Raw genomic sequence first — 20,576 nt, forward strand, 5'->3', positions numbered from 1 at the left:
GCCTACGGCCGCTCGCGGTCGAGAGCCGAGGTCAGGCGGTCCGCTCAGGCAAGAGGTCCCGTCGGGCAAGAGGTCCTGTCAGGCAAGCGGTCCTGTCAGGCAACTCCAGTCGGGAATGCTCGCCTGCGGGCCTCCGGCCACGGTCGAATTCGCCGGCCTGGGGCTGGCATCGGAGCTTGTGTGATCAAGCGCATGCAAGCGGGCGCGGGAAGGGGAGATGATCCGAGGGAACCCCCGGAAGGCTCGGTCCGATGTCCCTTCACACCGCGTTTGCCCCTCAATCCATTGCCCGGGACGTCAGGGTTTCGATCCTTGCACGCGTTCCCGGGCTGATCGCCGCAGGCGCCCTGATCGGAGCCATCATCCTCATGGCCTCGGCCATGCTGCGCCTCCTGCCGAATGGCTTCGCTGTCTCGCTCCATGGCCTGTCGGCGGCATTGCTGCTGGCCTGCGCAGCTCTGGCCTTCGAGCACAGCGCGAAGGATGCAGGTCGGATGATCCGCGATAAATCAGCCTTCATCCGCAGGATGCGCCTGATCTGCCTGTCGGCAGCCTTCGCACTCGGCTTCCTGATCCCGGTGTTGATCAGTGTGATTCCGCGGCCCTGACCCAAAAGGCATCGCGTCCCCAAAGTGGGAGTTGATACAGCCAGCTAGAAGGTGCCGGGGAGTTCATCGGCTGTGCCTCCGGAAACGTCCGCGATCCGTTGAGAATTTCGGCTCGCGGTCGATAGAGCCGAACCATGTCCCCGTTGTAGAGGCTGACCGACCAGAACCCATCGACAGGAACGTTCGTGGCCTTCAGTTCCTAATTCGTAGACCCATCAATTCTGGTCGGGGCCACGGTGGGCCATGGTTGAATCCGCTTATGCCGCGATCGGGACCCGTTCCTTGGCAAGGGCAAGAGCGGCAAGCCCCCGGAGCGGCGAGACCGGCGCTCGTCGGCTCAAAAGCTCCGCTATTCCCCTCTCGAGGTCCGCATCTGTGACGCGTTCCGGATGCCGGCCCGGGCTGGCGGGGTCGGACCGGCTGAAGGCTGGCATTCGAAGGCCTCCGAGGGAGGACGCCGCGGCCCCGGGGCCGTGCCCTGTCGATTATCGGCACGTCGCTCTGATGCGGTGATCGAGCGATCCCATGACCGTGTCGTAGAGCGCATTCCCGATGAGCGCATCTTCATGGCCGGCATCGACATTGGGGTTGTCATTGACCTCGAGCACGAGGGGCCGCTCTCCACACTCCTTGACGTCAACGCCATAGAAGCCGTCGCCGACCGTGTCGGCGGCAGCCAGCGCAGCTGCCAGCACGGATTTGGGCGTTTCGGAGATGGCGACGGCCTCGGTCAAGCCTTCCCGATAGTCCCGTGAGCCCGCGTTCTGTACAACCTGCCAATGGCCCGGCACCATGTGATACCGGCAGGCGAAGAGCGGCCGGCAATCGAGCACCCCGATGCGCCAATCGAAGCGGGTCGGGATGTACTCCTGAGCGACCAGGACGGGGGAGCGATCGAACCATTGCAGGCAGCGCACCCGAAATTCGGCCTCGCCTTCCACCTTGCAGACGCCTCTGGAAAACGAGCTGTCCGGGAGCTTGACGACACAGGGCAGGCCGAGCAGCGGGATCGCATCGCCGATGTTCCCGCGGTGCAGGAGCAACGTCTTCGGCGTCGGCACCCGGTGGCGTTCGAAGAGACGGACCTGGGACACCTTGTCGGCGCAGATCCGCATCGAGATCGGGTCATCGATCGAGGCCAGGCCGAGTTCGGCCGCACGCAGCGCGAACTGGTGGGTGTAATCGTCCAGGCGCGTGTGATCCCGGATAAAAACGCCGTCGAACTCAGCCAGCCGATCGAGGTCGGCTTCTGCGACGATCGTAACATCCAGATCCAGCTTKCGTGCGCTGGCGAGAAACTGATCCATTGCAGCGCGATTGGACGGGGCGAGCGTCCGGCCGGGAGTCCAGAGGACGGCAAGCGCAGGTCGAGCCTTCCGCGCCGGGAGCGTGCGTGACGCTGCAGGGTCGCCTTGTGGAGCTGTCATCCTGCGCGACCCGGCGAGCTCCGCGTGCCCGATGAAGACCGGGCGTAGCTGCTGAACGTAACGATTCCCTGAATGCGAGGGATGGGTTCAGCCCTTGTCCGGGGTGTTGCCTCGCCGGGCGCCCCCTTCGATCGAGGAGATCGCCTTTTCAGCAGCCCTCAGCACCTGCCTTTGAAACGACACCCGCACAGGCCACGCTCGCCCGGCGGTTCTTCGTTTCAGAAGGCGCCATCGCATGGTTCTGTCAGAGGTTCCCGCCGAGCCGTCCAGAAGGCGGACGCCCCCGGCGCCGGTTCCGGGCGATCGCCAGCTCGGCCGCCTGGAGCTGCTGCTGCGCCTGCGTCGCAACCCGCTGACGATCTGGCGCCAGCAGCATTTCGAGGATCCGATCGTCGCGGGCAAAAGCGTGCTCGGCTATGGCGTCGTCATCTCGGACCCTGCTGCGATCCGACATGTGCTCGTCGAGAACAACGCGAATTATCCGAAGGACGCGCTTCAGAAGACCATTCTCGCGCCGGGACTGGGGCAGGGGCTGCTGACGGTCGAGGGCGACGCCTGGAAGCGGGCCCGCCGCACGCTTGCGCCGCTGTTCACGCCGAGGCGGGTCGAAGCGCTTGCCGCCAGGATGCTGCCCCCGATCGCCAGTCAGGTGGCGCGGATGGCGCAGCGGCGCCCCGGCAGGATCGTCGACATCGGCGAGGACATGACGCGGCTGACCTATGACGTGCTGGCCGAGACGTTGTTCTCGAACGCGATCGCGGGCGGCGCCGTGGCCTTCGGGCAGGCATTGACCCGCTATTTCGCGACGCAGGGGCGCATCGATCCTCTCGATATCCTGGGCGCACCGGCCTGGATCCCGCGGATCGGCCGCATTCGCGCGCGGTCCGCCATCGATTTCTTCGAGCGGCAGATCGAGGCGATCGTGACCGACCGGCAAACGCTGCGCTTGTCTCAACCGCCAAGCGCTCCGCATGCCCGCGATCTGCTGGATGCCCTGCTCGATGCGCGTGATCCCGAAACCGGCACGGGCCTCACTGACGCAGAGGTCGGCGCGAATATCGTGACCTTCATCGGCGCTGGCCACGAGACGACGGCCAACGCCCTGACATGGTCGCTCTACCTCGTCGCGATGGCCGACGATGTCAGGGAGCGCCTCGAGGCCGAGGCCGATGCGGTGGCGGCCGACCCTGTCGCCGCAGTGCTCGCTGGCGATCGCCTGACCATGACGCGCGCCGTGATCGAGGAGGCCATGCGGCTTTACCCGCCCGTGCCCTCGCTGTCGCGCGTCGCGATCGCCGAGGATCAGGTCGGGGGCGTCGCGATCCCCAAGGGCGCGCTCGTGATCATCTCGCCCTATGTGCTGCATCGGCATCGCTCCCTCTGGACCGCGCCGACGCAGTTTTGGCCGGAGCGCTTCTTGCCTGGAGCGCGCGAGACGATCGATCGTTATGCCTATCTGCCCTTCGGCGCCGGACCGCGGATCTGTATCGGCCAGCATTTCGCGATGATCGAGGCGGTGCTGAGCCTGGCACAGCTGATCGGCGCCTTCCGGTTCGAATATGCCGGCAGTGATCCCCCAGTTCCGCAGCAGCGGATCACGCTTCGGCCGCAGGGCGGCATGCCGATGAAACTCCGGGCGCGTCGTTAGAGCATCGGCCCGAAAAGTGGATTGCGGTTTTCGGGGCAAAGACGATGCAAACACAAAGGGTTAGATCATCAGGCCGGATACCATATCCGGTCTGATGATCTAGAGTGCTGTTCGCAAGCGTTGCGATCGATCGCCCCGGCCAGGGGGCGTTCTCCTCCGGGGCGTGAATAGTCTGCTGGCGCTGACCCAGCGTTCGTGGGGCAGGGCGGGAACAACGCTTCGCAATGTCCTAACGCAATCTACATCTCTCATCGCTAGCAAATCCCGGTCTCGCACAGGCGGTTCAGCCTTGCGGCGTCTGGCTGGGGGAAGCGGATCATGCATGCCATCGTCGGGCGCGGTGCCGGAAAGCTCGTGGGCGCCGTGGAGCCCTCGCTCCTGCGCGACGAACTGCTCGGCGAGATCTTCGAGGCATCCGTCCGGCGGACGCCTGAGCATACAGCCATCATCTTCGCAGCCGAGCGCGTCACCTATGCCGAGCTCGACGCCCGCGCCGACAAGGTGGCGCGCGCGCTGCGGGCGCGCGGCGTCGGGGCAGGGGCCTTTGTCGGCCTGTGGATGTCGCGCTCGCTCGACCTGCATGTCGCGCTGCTCGGCATCCTCAAGGCCGGTGCGGCCTATATCCCCTTCGACGCCGACGCCCCGCCCGAGCGCATCGGTGAATGCCTCGCCGATTGCGAGGCCCGTATCATCGTCATCGACGACGTCACCGGCGCGAAACTCGACCGGGAGCTGCCCGCCGAGGCCGTGCGCTGCCCCGACCTGATCGCCGCCGGCACGGACGCTCCGCCGGTCGATCCGCGCAGTGAGGGCGTGACGCCGGCGAGCCCGGCCTATGCGATCTACACCTCGGGCTCGACCGGCAAGCCCAAGGGCATCGTCATCGCGCACAGCAACATCTGCCACTATCTGCGCTCGTCGAACCACGTCTATGGCATGGCGGCTGACGACGTCTCCTTCCAGGGCGCCTCCGTCGCCTTCGATCTCTCGCTGGAGGAGATCTTCGTCCCCTATCTCGTCGGTGCGACGCTCTGGGTCGCCTCGGCGCAGGTGCTGGGCGAGGTCGAGCGCCTGCCGGCCTTGATGACCGAGGCCGGCATCACCGTGCTCGACACCGTGCCGACGCTGCTCGCGATGATGCCGCAGGACATCCCGAGCCTGCGCATCATCATCCTCGGCGGCGAGGCCTGCCCGCCGGCTGTTCGCCAACGCTGGTGCCGCCCGGGCCGCAAGGTCTTCAACTCCTACGGGCCGACCGAGGCCACCGTCGTCGCCACCGTCGACGAGGTCACGCCGGACGAGGCGGTGACGATCGGCCTGCCGATCCCGAACTACACCTGCTATGTCGTCGACGAACAGATGGCGATCGTCGGCCCCGGCACCGAGGGCGAGCTCCTGATCGGCGGCCCCGGCGTCGCCGCGGGCTATCTCGGCCGTCCCGAGCTCACCGCCGAGAAGTTCATCGCCAATCCCTTCGGCGGCGACGGCACCGACCCGGTGCTCTACCGCTCGGGCGATGCGGTCAGCATTTCGGAGAAGGGCAAGATCCACTTCCACGGCCGCATCGACGATMAAGTCAAGCTGCGCGGCTTCCGGCTCGAGCTCGGCGAGATCGAGGCCAGGCTCTGCGACCTGCCCGGCATCGCGCAGGCGACCGTGGTGCTGCGTCGCGACGACGACATCGACCGGCTCGTCGCCTTCGTGGTGACGGACACGGCGACCGCCTTCGACCGTGCAGCGGTGCGCGCCGCCCTGAAGGAGACCCTGCCGCCCTATATGCTGCCCTCGCATTTCGAGGAGATGGCGAGCCTGCCGCGCCTGACCTCGGGCAAGGCCGACCGCAAGGCGCTGAAGGCGGCGCCGCTGACGATGGCGGCGTCTGCCGAGGAGCAGGAGGAGCCGCGGAGCGCGACCGAAGCCGCGCTGCTCGACGCCGCCCGGCCGCTCTTCCCGGGCCAGACGATCGGGTTCGAGGCCGATTTCTTCGCCGATCTCGGCGGCCATTCGCTGCTGGCGGCCACCTTCCTTGCCGGCGTGCGTGCCAATCCCGCTTTGCCGAGCATCACGCTGGAGGACGTCTACAGCCTGCGCACCCTGCGCGCGATCGCCGCCCGGCTCGACGAGCGCAGGCAGGCCAATATCGGCCGGCCGCCGGCGCGCGATCTCACCTTCACGCCGCCGCCGCTGCGGCGCCGGCTGTTCTGCGGGCTGGCGCAGCTCGCCTGCATGCCGGTGCTGCTGCTGGCGCTGACCGGCCCCTGGCTGACGATCTATGTCATCTACGAGCTGATCACGGTCGACGGGCGCGTCGAGCTGCGCGAGATCCTGATGATGATGGGCATCTATGCGCTCGTCACGCTCTCGGTGATGATCGCCGGCATCCTCGGCAAGCGCCTGGTGCTCTGGCGCACGACGCCCGGCTGCWATCCGCTCTGGGGCGTCTATTTCTTCCGCTGGTGGCTCGCCCGCCAGTTCACCGGGATGGTCCATCTCAACCTGATGCAGGGCACGCCGCTGGCCAGGGTCGCCATGCGTCTGCTTGGCGCCCGGGTCGGCAAGGGCGTCTTCGTCAGCGGCTTCGAGGCCGGCGCGATCGACCTCGTCGAGATCGGGGACGACGTCACGCTCGGCGGCAAGCTCAGCCTCGCCAATGCCGAGGTGATCGGCAACGAGCTGGTGATCGGCACGATCACGATCGGCAAGGACGCCTATATCGGCACCTCCTGCGCCATCGGCCATGACACGGTGATCAGGGAGGGCGCCGAGCTCGCCGATCTGACCGCGCTCGCCGCAGGCAGCCGCGTCGGCGCCTTCGAGCACTGGGACGGTTCGCCCGGCCATCGCACCGGCAAGGTCGATCCCGCGTCCTGGCCCCAGCACGCCCAGCAGCCCTCGGTGCCGGTCAGGGCGCTGCAGAGCGTCTTCTTCGGCGCCATGCTTCTGGTGATGCCGGCGCTGGCGCTGCTGCCGATCTTCCCGGCCTTCTTCATTCTCGACCGTTTCGACGGGCCGCTGCAGGAGCTGGTCGGCATCGACTATCGCTGGGTCCTGCCGGTCCTCGCCTGGCCGACCGCGATGGTGCTGATGTTCGCCACCGTCCTGCTCGTGACCGCGATCCGCTGGCTCGTGATGCCGCGCTCGGTCGAGGGCACGCATGCCATCGCCTCCGGCTACGGCCTGCGCAAATGGACCGTGGGCCTGGCCTCGGATGTGATGCTCCAGAGCCTGTCCTCGCTGTTCTCCACGGTCTACATGCGGCTCTGGTACCGCATGATGGGCGCCAAGATCGGCAAGGACACCGAGATCGCCACCAATTTCGGCGGCCGCTTCGACATGATCGAGATCGGCGCGCATTGCTTCGTCGCCGACGAGGTCGTGCTCGGCGACGAGGATGTCCGCCGCGGCTGGATGACCGCAAAGCCCGTGCGCACCGGCGACCGGGTCTTCATCGGCAATGACGCGGTGGTGCCGCCCGGCGCCTTCCTGCCGACGGGCTCGCTGCTCGGCATCAAGTCGAAGCCGCCCGCCGACGTGGCGATGCAGCCCGGCGAGACCCGCTTCGGCAGTCCGCCGATCCTGCTGCCCTCGCGCCAGCGCTTCGACGATGCCGACATCGCCAAGACCTTCCGGCCTCCGGTCTGGCGCCGCATCCTGCGCGCCGTCCTCGAGCTGTTCAGCGCCTCGATGCCGACGATGATGTTCATCACGCTCGGCACGATCACGGCCGAGCTTGTCCTCTTCCCAGCCCTCGAAAGTGCTCAGAGCTGGGGCGAGTTCGCACCGGTCTTCATCGCCTGCGCGGTCGGCACCTCGGTTGCGCTGGCGAGCGCGGTGCTGCTGATGAAATGGCTGGTGATGGGCGTCTACCGGCCCGGCAATCGCGGCCTCTGGTCCTGGTGGGCGCTGCGCACCGAGGCGATGACKACGCTCTACTGGGGCACCGCCGGCGCGATCCTGCTCAATGCGCTGCGCGGCACGCCGATGCTGCCCTGGGTGCTGCGCCTCTTCGGCGTGAAGCTCGGCCAGGGCGTCTATCTCGACTCGACCGACATCACCGAGTTCGACTGCGTCAGCATCGGCGACTATGCCGCGATCAACGCGACCGCCAACCTCCAGACCCATCTCTTCGAGGACCGGGTGATGAAGGTCGGCCGCATCGAGATCGGCCGCGGCTGCGCCCTCGGCGGACTGACCACGGTGCTCTACGATACCAATGTCGGTGACCACGCCAGGCTTGGCCTGCTGACCATCGTCATGAAGGGCGAGACGATCCCGGCCAAGACCGAATGGGCCGGCGCGCCTGCCGCACCKGCCTGAGGCGGCCTCGTCCGGCGGAGCGCCCAAGCCTTCGGGCGATGGGCGCGCTCATGCACGGAACCGATCGGGTGGATTGCTGACGTTCGCGCCAGCTCCAGAGATTCATGCCTTGCCCGAAACCCGGCATTCGCTATCGGGCCATACGGGCCTCCAGCGCAGAACGATTGCCGCCACCCTCAACCAATCGTCGTCCCGCTGCTATTTTGCGGCCGGTATAGAGAACATTTCAGGTATTGTTCCGCCGGAACGGATCGTCTTGATCCAGTCCTCCTCCTTCAGCAGATGCGCCTGCGCGGCGGCCAGGACCTCCGCAGCGCGCTCCAGCGGTACGACAACAACGCCGTCGTCATTGCCGAGGACGATATCGCCCGATCGAACCGGCACGCCCGCGACCGCGACGGTGCCATCGATCGTTCCGCCAAATCCGTGATGCGGTCCCCTCGGCACGATGGCGCGGCAGAACATGGCGAAGCCGGCCTTGCGCAGATCGGAGACGTCTCGCACCGCCCCGTCGATGACCGCCCCGCCGATCCGCCTCTGAACGKCCTCTTCCGTCATGACCCCGCCCCAGACGGCCGTGTCTTCGACGCCGCCGGCATCGACGACGATGATCTCCCCCGGTCTGGCCGCAGCGATCAGCGAGCAGATCGGCCCGCAATCGCCGACCATCGTCGTTACGGTGCGGGCCTGGCCGCAGAGGATCGTGTCGGCAGCGATTGGCTTGATCGCCGCCTTCATCACCTGCGTGCGGTTCATGCAGTCGGAGGCTACGGCCGGCGGGATTGCCCGCCAGGCCTGGAGTTCTTCGGCGCTGAGCGCCCTGAAGTCGGTTTCGCTCTGCTGAAAGGCCATTGTCTTGTTCCCGTGTGCGAGAGGTGTTTGCCGGCCGTCAGTTCGCCTTGGCGTCCCAACCGGGATTGACGTTGTTCCGCAGCCGTCCCTCGAACAGGAATTCGAGCAGGATCTCGGCGGAGAAGGTGCGCATGTCGAGATAGCCGGCCTCCGAGTAGAAGGCGGCGTGCGGCGTCACGACGAGGCGCCCGGCGAGCCAGGAGGCGTTGCCGCGCCAGGCCTCGATCAGCGCCGGCGTCGGCACCGGCGGTTCCTTGGGCAGCACGTCGAGGCCGGCGGCGGCGATGTGGCCGCTCTTGAGCGCGTCGTGGAGGGCATCGACATCGACGAGCCCGCCGCGGGCGATGTTGATGAAGATGCTGCCGGGTTTCATCGCGGCGAACTGGGCTGCCCCCATAAGATTGCGCGTGTCGTCGGAGAGCGGCACATGCAGGCTGACGACGTCGGCGCGGCGCAGAAGTTCCTCCTGCGTGCGGACGCGCTCGATGCCCAGGCCGAGATCATGTCCCTCCGGCTGGAAGGGATCGACATAGATGACCTTCATGTCGAAGGCTGCGGCGCGGCGGGCGACCGCCGTGCCGATGCGCCCCATGCCGATCGCGCCGAAGGTCGATCCGCGGATACGGCGCACCACCGGCACGTCCTCGGCGACGAAGCCGGCGACCGGATCGGCCTTCAGCCGCGCCTCATAGCTGCCGAGCCCCCGCACGAGATGCAGCAGCATCGCCAGCGCATGGTCGGCCACCTCGGTGGTGCCGTAGTTCGGAACGTTCGAGAGCGGGATGCCGCGCGCGCGGCAGGCGGCGCCGTCGACATTGTCGAAGCCGACACCTACCCGCACGATCAGCCTGCAGCGATCGAGCTTGGCGACCACGTCGGCCGTGATCTTCATGCGGTGCCAGACCAGCACCGCGTCACAACTGCGCCAGATTTCGTCTGGAATCGCGTCCGGATCTGTCTCGTCGAAAACGATGTAGTCCAGCCTGTCGCCCGAGACGCCGTGCTCGACGTCGAGATCGCGCAGATGCGCGTCGGGAACCAATACCTTGAGGGCAGTCATCGCAATCAATCCTGGCCGCAGCGTTTCAGAGAACCTTGTCGAGAAAGTCTTTTAGGCGAGGGTCGGAGGGGGCCTTGAAGAGGGTCGCGGGCGGCGCGTGCTCGACGATGACGCCGCGATCGGTGAAGAACACCTCGTCGGCGACCTCCTGCGCGAAGCGCATCTCATGGGTCACCAGCACGCAGGTCATGCCCTCCCGCGCAAGATCGCGGATGACGCTCAGCACCTCGCTGACCATCTCGGGGTCGAGCGCGGCGGTGACCTCGTCGAAAAGGATGGTGCGGGGCTGCATGGCCAGCGCCCGCGCGATCGCGACACGTTGCTGCTGGCCGCCGGAAAGCTCACCCGGATAGGCGCCCTCCTTGCCGGTCAGCCGAACCTTGGCGAGCAGGGCGCGGGCGCGCTCCGTCACCTCCGCAGGTTTCTCGCCGAGCACCTGGATGGGCGCCATGGTGAGGTTCTGGAGTACCGTGCGATGGGGGAAGAGATTGTACTGCTGGAACACCATCGCGACCTGATGGCGCAGCGGGATGAATGCGCGGTCGGTCCGGAGTTTCTCCACCTGGAAATCGCCGACGCGGATGCTGCCGCTGTTGATCGGCGTCAACCCGTTGATGCAGCGCAGGATCGTCGATTTGCCGGAGCCCGAGGGGCCGATGATGCAGACAACGCGGCCATCGTTGACGGAGAGCGAGACGCCCTTGAGCACGGGGAAGGCGCCGAACGACTTGTGGACGTCGCGCAGTTCGATGAAGGTTTTCGGAATGGCGGTCGTCATGGTCACCTCGCTCGCACGCGCCGTTCGAGCCAGCGTGTCAGGATCGCGATCGGAAAGCTGAAGAGGAAGAAGAGCAGCAGCACGAAAATGTAGACGGCCGTGGCGATGTGATCGCCATCGCTGCCGATGACCGTGCGCGCGACCGAAATCACGTCGGAGGTCCCGGTGACCACGACGAGGCTCGTGCCGATGAAGAGCATCGCATAGATCGTCATCAGGTTCGGCGTCATCAGCGGCAGCGCCTGAGGCACCACGATATGCCGCAGGATCTGCAGCCGGCGATAGCCGAGCGAACGCGCCGATTCCCACTGCCCGCTGGCGATGGCCTCGACGCCGCCGCGAAACACCTCGGCGATGTTCGCAGTCACCGGCAGGGCGAGCCCGACGATCGATTTCACCATCGGCGACAGGAAGACGGTGGCGCCGAAGACCGTGACCTCGAAGGGCAGCAGGTAGAGCATCGCGTAGAGCACGACCAGCCAGGGCGAGTTGCGCAGCACGTTCATCACGAATTCGGAGGGAATGCGGATGAGTTTGCCCTGGGAGATCAGTCCGATCCCGAGCACGGCGCCGACGGCTGCAGCGATCGCCATCGCCCAGAGGCTGATGAGGATGTTCGCTGCGAAGCCCCCGGTCGAGCCGCTGAAGTCGGCCGAGCCGGAGAGCAGCAGCGGCGTGCGCAGCCAGATCTTCGCGAGAATGGCCGGCGTTTCGGCGCCATACACGGCGAAGAGCAAGGCGGCGAGCACGGCCGGAACGCCGATGATGCCGAGCAGGAAGGCGCGCCATTCGCGGCTCATGACGCCTGGACTCCGTATCCGGGGATGCGGAAGACGTCGCCCAGCCGGCGCAGGATGACGACGGCGAGGCTCGCCAGGGCGACGTAGAGAATCCAGATCAGCAGCATGACCTCGAGATTCCTGAAGGTCTCGAGGGAGATCTGCGTCGCGCCGTACATGATGTCGGGAACCGCGACGAGCGCTGCCTGCGACGAGGTCTTGATCAGGCTGACGACGTTGTTCGTCATGGCCGGCATCGACAGCCTGAAGCCAATCGGCAGCTCGACATGTCGAAAGGTCTGGAAGCGCGTATATCCGAGCGAACGCGCGCCTTCGACGGTCTGAGACGGCACGGCGAGCAGACCCGAGCGGATGATCTCGACCGCAATCGCGCCGTTGTAGAGACCCAGCGACAGCACCACGCAGGTGAAGCCCGAGAACAACGGCACGCTGCGGCCCGTCGTCGGATCTGTCAGCTTCAGCCCGACTTCGGAGAGCATGAAATAGAGGAAGAAGAGCTGCACCAGCGGCGGCGTGTTGCGGAACAGCTCGACCAGAACGGTCGTCAGCGTCTCCAGTACCGGCAGGCGGAAATGCAGGCACAGCGCGCCCGCCACGCCGATCACCAGCATCAATGCGATGCCGAGCAGGCTCATCAGGATTGTCGTTCCCAGGCCGCGCAGCAGCCAGGTCTGGTAGAGGCCGTCGCTGAGCCAGCTGTAGTCGAGGCTCATGACAGAGGTCTCCGATCCCGCAGCAACTCGACCTCCGCCAGGCCACGCAGGTCATCGATGCCGAGTAGCGCCATGGCGATGTCGATCTCCTCTGCCARCAAGGCGATGGCCTCGGCGGCGCCACGCTGGCCGCCGATGGCCGCCGCCATCAGCATCGGCCGTCCGACGAAGACGAAATCGGCGCCGAGCTTGAGCGCCTTCAGCACGTCGGCGCCACGCCGGATGCCGCCGTCATGCATGACGGTCAGCGTCAGGCCGCGCTCGGCGATACGCTCCAGGGCCGCCAGCGAACTGGCGGCGCAGTCGACTTGCCGACCGCCGTGATTGGAAACGATGATGCCGTCCACCCCGGCCTTCTCGGCCACGGCCGCATCGCCGGCCGCCATGATGCCCTTGATGACCAGCTTGCCCTTCCAGCGTCGGCGCACCGCTTCGATATGCGGCCAGGACAGCGCATCGCGCCGGCCGATATCGCGGACCAGGGTCGCGGAAAAGACCGGGGGCCCCTGTCCGGCATCCATGTTCTCGAAGCGGAATTTCAGCGCGGCCAAGCGGTCGCGCAAGAGAACGCGCCGGAGCCAGCCCGGGCGCGACAGGCCCTGCCAGGCGAGGCCCAGGCTCGGCTTCACCGGTGAATGGAAGCCGTGCCGCGCGGCGCGCTCGTGCTTGGGGTGCACGGCGGTGTCAGCGGTGATCACCAGAGTGTCGAAGCCGGCCGCCTCGACGCGGTCGATCAGCCTCGCGATGCGGTCCGCTTCGCCTGGAACATAGGCCTGGAACCAGCTCGTCGCGCCGGCCGCCCGGACCTCTTCCATCGCTGTCAATGAAGCGCCGCTGAGGATGAAGGGGATGTCGGCATCGGCGGCGGCCCGCGCGAGCGCAATGTCGCCATCCGGGGCGATCAGCCGGCTGAGCCCCATCGGCGCGATTCCGAAGGGCAGGGGCCTTTCGACGCCGAACAGCGTTTTGGCGAGCGAGCGCCGCGAGACGTCGACGAGCACCTTGGGCAGGAAGGCGAGCTCGCCGAATGCACGAAGGTTGCGGGCGTGCGTCGCCTCGTCGTCGGAGGCGCCGGCGAGGTAGTGATAGAGCGCCGGCGGCAGCATGCGTCGCACGCCGGCATCCAGGCCGGCGAGGCCGGCGCTGCGATCGATGGCGCGGCGCCTGTTGCGAGGAGCGACCTTCAACGCATGCATGATGAGCCGAACCCCGCTCGCTCGCGCCTGACCCTCCGCGCTCGCGCTACTGCGCCTTCTTCGCATCGGCAGCGCGCTTCTGGACGTATTCGCTCTCGCCGAGATTGTACTTCTTCTCGCCCTCGACCATCAGCCCGCCGGCCTCGGCCTTGATGATGGCCGTGTCGACCGCCTTGAGGAATGCGGGCTCGTTCTTGCGCACGCCGCCGGCGATCGGGACGTATTCGAAGGTCTGCAGCGCGATCTTGTACTTGTCCTTCCAGCCGTCCTCCATGACCTTCATGTTCAGGTTCGGGCCGTCAAAGGCGATGGCGTCGCAGCGGCCGCCCTGGAAGGCGCTGAAGATTTCGGCGGTTCCGGTGAACAGCACCAGCTCGGCGCCCATCTTCTCGCTCAGCGTCCGGTTGTAGAGATTGCCCTGGCTGCCGMAGATCTTCTTGCCGCGAATGTCGTCCCAGCTCTTGTAGGTCGCTTCCTTCGGCGCCATCAGGACGATACCGGCCATGGAATAGTAGTGCTGCGTGAAGTCGATGACCTTGCCGCGATCCGCGGTGACGCCGAGCGTCGCGAAGATCACGTCGATGCGGCCGGCATTCAGGAACTCGATCCGGTTCGAGGCGACGACCGGGACGTATTCGATCGCAGTTTCCGAGCCCAGCAGGTCCTTGGCGACGGCCCGGGCGAGATCCACCTCGAAGCCGACATTCTGGGCCTTGGGGTCCAGATAACCGAAGGGGATGTAGTCGTTGCGGATGCCGACGATGAGCTTGCCGCGCTGCTTGACGCGGTCGAGTTGGTCGGCTTGCGCGGCGCCGAGCGAGGCGGCGAGGCCGAGCCCGATGAGCGATGCGCCGGTGAGGTAGCGTGCGCTGCGAACCGTGCCGGCCGAGACGGACATCATGGCGCGCAGGCGCCGCTGGGCGTTTTCGATGAACATGACGATCCCCGTTGTCCGAACGCTTGCCGGAATGTCCCTCGGACATCCTCGTGCGTCCTTGAGGGGATGATCATCTTGCGGAATATAATTTTCCAATAGAAAATTATCGCTGCAGAATAACTGGAGCTTATGCTGTCACATGAACGTCCGCCAGATCGAGGCCTTTCGTGCCGTCATGACCACGGGCAGTGTGACGCGCGCCGGCGAGAGGATGAGCATCTCGCAGCCGGCAGTCAGCCAGCTCATCGCCCTGTTCGAACGCCATTGCGGCTTTCGCCTCTTCGAGCGGCAGGGCAGCAAGCTGGCCCCGACGCGAGAGGCCCAGGCGCTGTTTGCTGAAGTGGAACGGATGTTCGTAGGCGTCGGTCAGATTGCCCGGGTCGCGACGGCGTTGCGCGACCAGTCTTGGGGGGCACTCAGCATCGCCGCCTTTCCCGCCATCGCCCGTCGCGTCGTGCCCGACATTCTGTGGGGCTTCTGCAAGGACAGGCCCGACACGCGCTTTCGCATCGAAAGCATGCGTTCCCGTAGCCTGATCGACGCCGTCGCCACCCAGCATGTCGATGTTGGCTTTAGCTTTCTGCCGAGCGATCGGCCGGAAGTCGAAAGCACGCATCTTCACCGGCTGCGCGGGCTCTGCATCCTGCCCGCCGGCCATCGCCTGGCCACGCGCCGATCCATCGAGGCTCACGACCTGACGGACGAGGACTTCATCTCGCTCGGGCCGCAGGACCATTCGCGTTTCGTCATCGACAGGATCTTCGAGGAGCGAAAGATCCAGCGGCGCCTGCGCATCGAGGTCGGCCAGTCGGAGACTGCCTTTTCCTTCGTCGCGGCCGGCGCCGGTGTGGCGGTGGTCGATCCGATCAGCGCCTACAACAACACCAACCCCGCCGTCATCATCCGGCCGTTCTCGCCTGCGGTCGAGTTCGACATCTGGCTCATTCGCCCAAAGGCGGCGCGATCCTTCAACCTCGTCGACAGCTTCGTCGCGCATGCCCTGGCCGAGCTGGAACGCTTCGCCGACCACGTCGCGCACGGGCACGGCATGAGTGATGWAATGCCTGCACCTGCCGAGGCGCCGCGCGCATGAACATCCGCCAGATCGAGGCCTTCAAGGCGATCATGGAACTCGGCAGCTTCACTCGGGCGGGTGAGAGGCTCGGGCTGTCTCAGCCGGCCGTCAGCAAGCTCGTTCTGCTGCTCGAACGCAAATGCGGCTTCGGCCTGTTCCATCGTCAGAGGAACGGTGTCATCCCCACCGCTGAGGCGCAGATGCTGTATGCGGAGGTCGAACGCGTCTTCCTCGGCGTCGATTCGATCCAGGCGCGCGCCAGGGCGATCCAGCGGCTCGACTATGGCGAAATCCGGCTCGTGGCCTTTCCCTCGCTCGCCACCCGCATCCTTCCGCCGATCCTGGCCGAATTCCTGGAGGCGCGGCCTGGCCTGCGGATCGAGATGTCGAGCCGCAATTCCTGGCTGCTGGTCGAGCGCATCGCCACGCAAGCCGTCGACGTCGGCTTCGGCATGTTCGCGGCTGACAGGCCGGGCGTGCGGTTCGAGAAGCTCTGCACCATGCGCGCCGTCTGCGCACTGCCGCCGGGCCACAGGCTGGCCGGACTGGATGTGGTCCATGCGACCGATCTCACCGGGGAACGCTTCGTCGGCATGGTCGAGGAGGATCGCGCGCAGTTGCAAGTCGACAAGGCCTTCGCCGAAACCGGAGCCCGGCCCAACGTCGTCCTGACGGCGCAACTCACCGAGGCCTGCTGCTCATTCGTCGCGGCCGGCGTCGGCGTGTCGGTCGTCGATCCGTTGAGCACCGAAGGTTTCGCGAGCGGCCAACTGGTCGTTCGCCCTTTCCGGCCCGCCGTGGATTACGACATCTGGGTCGCCCTGCCGAGCTTCCGCGATGCCGCGCTCGGCACGCGCGCTCTCGTCGAGCATGTCAGGACCGGCTTGACCCGCAAGCTCGCAATCATGGCGACAGCCATCGGGGAGCCTCCGATCTAGCATATCTTTTCGTTATGTCTGGGGCGGCAGAAGCGATTTGACCGCAGGCCTCGTGCGACCGCCTCTATCGTGGAAGGAACTTCTTCGCGAAAGAGAGGCAGGAATGCCGCCCATCACAGTCCTCACCCCCACCGGAACGCTAGGTTATGGCTTTGGCGAAGAAGCGCTCGCGCGCGGCATGTCGCTCAACCCAGCCGTGATCGCCGTCGATGCCGGGTCGACCGATCCGGGTCCGCATTATCTCGGCTCGGGCAAGCCCCTCGTCTCGGACGTGAGCATMAAGCGCGAGCTGACCGCCCTGATCCGTGCCGGGCGTGCGGCTGGCATACCGGTTATCGTCGGCAGCGTCGGCGGCGCGGGATCCGGCGTCCAGGTCGATCGCACGGCGGCTCTGGTCCGCGAGATCGCCAGCGAGAACGGGCTGCAGCTCAGGCTGGCCACCATCCGCTCGGATATCCCGATCGAGCGCGCGAAGCAGGCGGTGGCGGCGAACGAGGTGCTCGGCTTCGAGGCCGGCTACCCCCTGACGCAGGGCGCGCTCGACGAAACGGTCACCCTGGTCGCGCAGATGGGGCATGAACCGATCTGTGAGGCGCTCGACGCAGGCGCCAACGTGATCATCGCCGGCCGCGCCTGCGACGACTCCGTCATCGCCGCCTATCCGATCTGGAAGGGGGCCGATCCGGCCCTGGCCATCCACATGGGCAAGATTCTTGAATGCGGCGCATTCTCTGCCGARCCATTCGCCATGGATGTGATGCTCGGCACCGTGGACGAGGACGGCTTCGTGCTGGAGCCCGGCAGCATCAGGCGGCGGGCTTCCGTCAAATCCGTCTCCGCACATTCGCTCTACGAGCGCGAGAACCCGTTCAGGCAAGGCGGCCCGGGGCATGAGATCGACCTCACCGGTTGCTCCTTCGAGCAGCTCGGCGATAGGCAGGTGCGCGTCACCGGTGCCAGGCTGACCGAGACCGAGGACTACTATGTCAAGCTGGAGGGCGCGCGACTCGCCGGCTATCGCTCGATCGCGATCGCCGGTATTCGCTGTCCGACCACGATCGCGGCGCTCGACGGCATCCTGGACCAGCTCGAAGAGCGGGCACGCGACTATTTCGCGCCCGATCTTATTTCGGTGCAGTTCCATGTCTATGGCCGCGACGGCGTGATGAAGGAGCTGGAGCGGGAGCATTCGCCAGCGCGGGAAATCGGCCTCGTGATCGAGGTCACCGCCGCTTCGCAGGAACTTGCGCATGCCGCCTGCCACCAGATCAGCGGAGCCATGCTGCACCATCACTACGAGGGCATCATCAACCCCTCCGGAAACCTCGCCTTTCCCTATTCCCCGTCCGACCTCGATGTCGGCCCCGTCTACGAGTTCAGCGCCTATCACCTGATGAAGGTGGCTTCGCCGACCGAGCTTTTCCCAGTCACGCTGGAGGATTTGTGACATGGCCGCCCGTCCGCTCTGCGAGATCGCCGACATCGTTCGCAGCAAGAATGCCGGTCCCTACCGCATCACCTTCGACATCCTGTGCAGGGAGAAGGCGAACTACGAGACCATCCGGAATTCCGGCGCGATAACGCCGGAGACGGTCGCGAAAGCTTACAGTCTTGACCCCTCGGACATCTCATCCTTCTTCGAGATCGACATGGCCAACGCCATCAAGATCACGATCAGGCGCCCGCGCGCCCAGGGTTCCGCGGGCGAGGGCGACATGTATGGCTGTCAGCAGCACGTTCCGTTGATGAACATGCTCGTCCCAATAGGTTAGACCACGCTGCGCTTGAAAACCGCGATCCACTTTTCGGGCCGATGCTTTCCTGGAACGGCCAGGCCTCCTGGCGATGGTCGCGCTCATGCACAGGACCGAGTCCGCCGTCTCCGCCATCTCGCTCTGGCCCGCCCTCGAAAGCCCGGGCCGTCATCCCCGGGCCAGCCGCCGCCCTTCCTGACGGCGACGCCGGGACCGCTGCTCCCCTGCGGCGATATGAGCGTCGCGCGCGGGGGGCGAGAGGAGCGCGGCAGAGCTCGACCAGCTTCACCCGGTCGCCGGCCTTGATCGCTGTGATCAGCGCCCCATGCTCGGCGCGAGCCCTGCGCCGGATGCGCGGGGTTTGCTGCCGTGATCGAACGGGCGCCATGAACTTTCTGYGCCATCATCTGGATCGGCGCGACCAGATGCGCGTTGCCGCAACTGGTGAAGAAGACCCGGTCGCGATTGGCGCGAAATGGCAAGACGGGCAGGCGGCCCATGCACGAAATGCCGCGGAGGCAGTCCTGGCGGGGCGGATCACGGGTTTCCCCCGCCCCCTGGGCTGGCGATAAGCCGCAGCACGGACGCGGACCCATTCGGTCATGCCCCGATGAGCACATGAATCAGAGACGCCAATGAGGTGCCGTTCCATGCGAATGACGTCGATCTACAGCCTGAGTTTCCTGGTTCTCGCGCCATGCGCGGCGTATGCGCAGACGGTTCCGGTCAATGTCGACAACTTCAAGCGCGCCGAGACCGATTTCTATATGGCAAAAACGGCCGCTGACGGCGGCTTCGGCAAATTCGCCCATAGCAGGACGCCGACACCGATCGACAAGCAGCCCGTGGTCCGGATGAACCGGGATACGCTCTACTCCCAGGCGCTCTTCGACCTCGAYGCCGGCCCGGTGACCATCACCCTTCCCGAAGCCGGGAAGCGCTTCATCTCGATGCAGGTCATCAGTGAAGACCATTACACCCCGATGGTGGTCTACAAGCCCGGCCGCACGACGCTGACCAAGGACAAGGTCGGCACCCGCTATGTGTTCGTTGCGGTCCGTATCCTTGTCGACCCCAACGACACCAAGGACCTCGCGCAGGTTCACGCGCTGCAGGATGCGCTTAAGGTTGAGCAGAAGTCGGCTGGCAAGTTCGAGGCCCCGAACTGGGACCTGGCTCAACAGAAGAAGATCCGTGACGCGCTMGAAGCGCTGTCGGCGGCATCCGGCAGCTTCACCAACGCCTTCGGCCCGAAGGGCAAGGTCGATCCGGTCAAGCACCTGATCGGCACGGCAGCCGGCTGGGGCGGCAACCCCGACAAGGACGCATCGTACCCCTCGTTCACCCCGGCCAAGAACGACGGCACAACGGTTTACAAGCTCAAGGTCAAGGATGTCCCTGTCGACTCGTTCTGGTCGATCAGCGTCTATAACGACAAGGGCTTCTTCCAGAAGAACGATTACGACGCCTATTCGGTCAACAGCATCACCGGCAAGAAGAGTGCCGATGGCGCGATCGACATCCAGTTCGGCGGCTGCGACGGAAAAATCGCGAATTGCCTGCCGATTACGCAGGGGTGGAATTACACGCTTCGGCTCTACCGTCCTCGGGCCGAGATCCTGAATGGCAAGTGGACGATGCCGGAGGCGCAGCCTGCATCGTAGACGGCATCAGCCCCGTTCGTCCGGCCGGCAAGCAGCGGTAACCTTCCACCCGCTCAAGCCGTTGGCCGCATGGTGAAACCGGGACGGCGGTCGTCCGCTGTTCCGGTCCTCCTCGGACGGAGACTGAAGCTTCGCAACCTCGGCGTCCTCGCTCCGGACCGGATKAACACCCTATCGAGAGCTCACATCGAGATCATCGGACCGGATATCGTATCCAGTCCGATGATCTAACCCTTTGTCTTTGCATCGGCTTTCCCGAAAACGGCAGTCCACCTTTCGGGCCGATGCCCTAGAACCGGACGTCGAGCCTGCCCTTGAGGGCATGATCGCGGGCCTTGTCGCTGATCGCGGCGCTGTAGCTGACGCCGAGCGTGGTGGTCGCGGTTGCGCGCCAGGCGAGGCCGGCCTCGGCCACCAGGGCGTTGCGGKCAAGCGGGGCGGCGTAAGTCTGAAACGGCGTTGCTGCGCCGAGGAAGGCGAGCTTGGCTGCGGGCGTCGTGTCGCCAAAGGCATGGCGCCAACCGAGCATGCTGCGGGCCAGCAGCGGCGTCGCGCCCAACTGCATCTCGGCCCGCAGGCCGAGCGTCGAGAAGCCGAGGCGCTGATCGCGGCCGAGCACCTGCAGTGCGGTCGGGCCACCTGTCTCGGCGTCGCGGCTGGTGCGGACCGTGACGGCTGCGATCTGCGCGAAGGGCTCGAACGAGACCGGCCCGTAGGGCAGGGCGTAGCCGATCTCGGCGAAGGCCTGGGCGGTCGCGCTGCGGCCATCGAAGCGCAGCACATCGGAGATCCCGGGCAGTGTCACCCGG

17 protein-coding genes are annotated in these 20,576 nt (G+C 66.1%); 8 read left to right on the forward strand and 9 right to left on the reverse strand.

The features are described 5' to 3' along the window. The first annotated feature begins 251 nt into the window (after window positions 1-251). Window positions 252-608: a hypothetical protein gene (locus AC1DJT_RS18830; protein WP_476769319.1), complete on the forward strand. Its 357-nt coding sequence runs from the start codon at window positions 252-254 to the stop codon at window positions 606-608. Between the two features lie 485 nt (window positions 609-1,093). Here the strand turns inward: AC1DJT_RS18830 and AC1DJT_RS18835 are convergent, their stop codons facing one another. Further along, the gene (locus AC1DJT_RS18835; protein ID WP_476769320.1) at window positions 1,094-1,915 is read right to left on the reverse strand and encodes an ATP-grasp domain-containing protein; all 822 of its coding nucleotides are present in this window, start codon (window positions 1,913-1,915) and stop codon (window positions 1,094-1,096) included. Window positions 1,916-2,270: 355 nt separating this feature from the next. Here AC1DJT_RS18835 and AC1DJT_RS18840 point away from each other — a divergent pair, with 355 nt between their 5' ends. Both AC1DJT_RS18840 and AC1DJT_RS18845 read left to right on the forward strand, forming a co-directional pair. Continuing rightward, window positions 2,271-3,683 (forward strand): cytochrome P450, encoded by a 1,413-nt coding sequence (locus tag AC1DJT_RS18840; RefSeq protein ID WP_476769321.1) that lies wholly within the window; start codon window positions 2,271-2,273, stop codon window positions 3,681-3,683. A 318-nt stretch (window positions 3,684-4,001) separates the two neighbouring features. Next, window positions 4,002-8,000, forward strand: a complete 3,999-nt coding sequence (locus AC1DJT_RS18845) for a Pls/PosA family non-ribosomal peptide synthetase (protein WP_476834633.1) — start codon at window positions 4,002-4,004, stop codon at window positions 7,998-8,000. Window positions 8,001-8,198: 198 nt separating this feature from the next. On the opposite strand, the gene AC1DJT_RS18850 is transcribed toward AC1DJT_RS18845, so the two are convergent. The 7 genes from AC1DJT_RS18850 to AC1DJT_RS18880 are packed head-to-tail and all read right to left on the reverse strand — an operon-like array spanning window position 8,199 to window position 14,336. Next, a complete protein-coding gene (locus AC1DJT_RS18850) occupies window positions 8,199-8,852 on the reverse strand; it encodes an RraA family protein (RefSeq protein ID WP_476834634.1) in 654 nt (217 codons plus the stop codon). A 37-nt stretch (window positions 8,853-8,889) separates the two neighbouring features. Beyond that, window positions 8,890-9,912 (reverse strand): C-terminal binding protein, encoded by a 1,023-nt coding sequence (locus AC1DJT_RS18855; protein WP_441493584.1) that lies wholly within the window; start codon window positions 9,910-9,912, stop codon window positions 8,890-8,892. A 25-nt stretch (window positions 9,913-9,937) separates the two neighbouring features. Further along, complete coding sequence (locus AC1DJT_RS18860; protein ID WP_476770715.1) at window positions 9,938-10,690, reverse strand: amino acid ABC transporter ATP-binding protein; 753 nt, start codon at window positions 10,688-10,690, stop codon at window positions 9,938-9,940. Window positions 10,691-10,692: 2 nt separating this feature from the next. Then, entirely contained in the window at window positions 10,693-11,490 is a 798-nt protein-coding gene (locus tag AC1DJT_RS18865; protein ID WP_476770716.1) for an ABC transporter permease subunit, read from the reverse strand. Then, a complete protein-coding gene (locus tag AC1DJT_RS18870) occupies window positions 11,487-12,203 on the reverse strand; it encodes an amino acid ABC transporter permease (RefSeq protein WP_476770717.1) in 717 nt (238 codons plus the stop codon). Before AC1DJT_RS18870 ends, AC1DJT_RS18865 begins: the two co-directional genes overlap by 4 nt. Further along, the gene (locus tag AC1DJT_RS18875) at window positions 12,200-13,399 is read right to left on the reverse strand and encodes an alpha-hydroxy acid oxidase (protein WP_476770718.1); all 1,200 of its coding nucleotides are present in this window, start codon (window positions 13,397-13,399) and stop codon (window positions 12,200-12,202) included. Before AC1DJT_RS18875 ends, AC1DJT_RS18870 begins: the two co-directional genes overlap by 4 nt. Before the next feature lie 46 nt (window positions 13,400-13,445). Further along, window positions 13,446-14,336 (reverse strand): transporter substrate-binding domain-containing protein, encoded by an 891-nt coding sequence (locus tag AC1DJT_RS18880; protein WP_476834635.1) that lies wholly within the window; start codon window positions 14,334-14,336, stop codon window positions 13,446-13,448. Window positions 14,337-14,475: 139 nt separating this feature from the next. Between AC1DJT_RS18880 and AC1DJT_RS18885 the strand changes: the two genes are divergently transcribed. The 5 genes from AC1DJT_RS18885 (at window position 14,476) to AC1DJT_RS18905 (ending at window position 19,767) form a co-directional block, all read left to right on the forward strand. Then, window positions 14,476-15,429, forward strand: coding sequence for a LysR substrate-binding domain-containing protein (locus AC1DJT_RS18885; RefSeq protein ID WP_476834636.1), 954 nt, complete (start codon window positions 14,476-14,478; stop codon window positions 15,427-15,429). Then, window positions 15,426-16,349 (forward strand): LysR family transcriptional regulator, encoded by a 924-nt coding sequence (locus AC1DJT_RS18890; RefSeq protein ID WP_476770721.1) that lies wholly within the window; start codon window positions 15,426-15,428, stop codon window positions 16,347-16,349. Before AC1DJT_RS18885 ends, AC1DJT_RS18890 begins: the two co-directional genes overlap by 4 nt. Window positions 16,350-16,452: 103 nt before the next feature. Further along, entirely contained in the window at window positions 16,453-17,796 is a 1,344-nt protein-coding gene (locus AC1DJT_RS18895) for an acyclic terpene utilization AtuA family protein (protein WP_476832580.1), read from the forward strand. Window position 17,797: 1 nt separating this feature from the next. After that, window positions 17,798-18,121, forward strand: a complete 324-nt coding sequence (locus AC1DJT_RS18900; protein WP_476771012.1) for a DUF4387 domain-containing protein — start codon at window positions 17,798-17,800, stop codon at window positions 18,119-18,121. Window positions 18,122-18,759: 638 nt separating this feature from the next. After that, window positions 18,760-19,767 (forward strand): DUF1254 domain-containing protein, encoded by a 1,008-nt coding sequence (locus AC1DJT_RS18905; protein WP_441493596.1) that lies wholly within the window; start codon window positions 18,760-18,762, stop codon window positions 19,765-19,767. A 289-nt stretch (window positions 19,768-20,056) separates the two neighbouring features. On the opposite strand, the gene AC1DJT_RS18910 is transcribed toward AC1DJT_RS18905, so the two are convergent. Beyond that, on the reverse strand, window positions 20,057-20,576 hold a 520-nt coding region (locus AC1DJT_RS18910; protein ID WP_476834637.1), incomplete at its 5' end, for an autotransporter outer membrane beta-barrel domain-containing protein.

The organism is Allobosea sp. 05T422_2 (assembly GCF_056396265.1).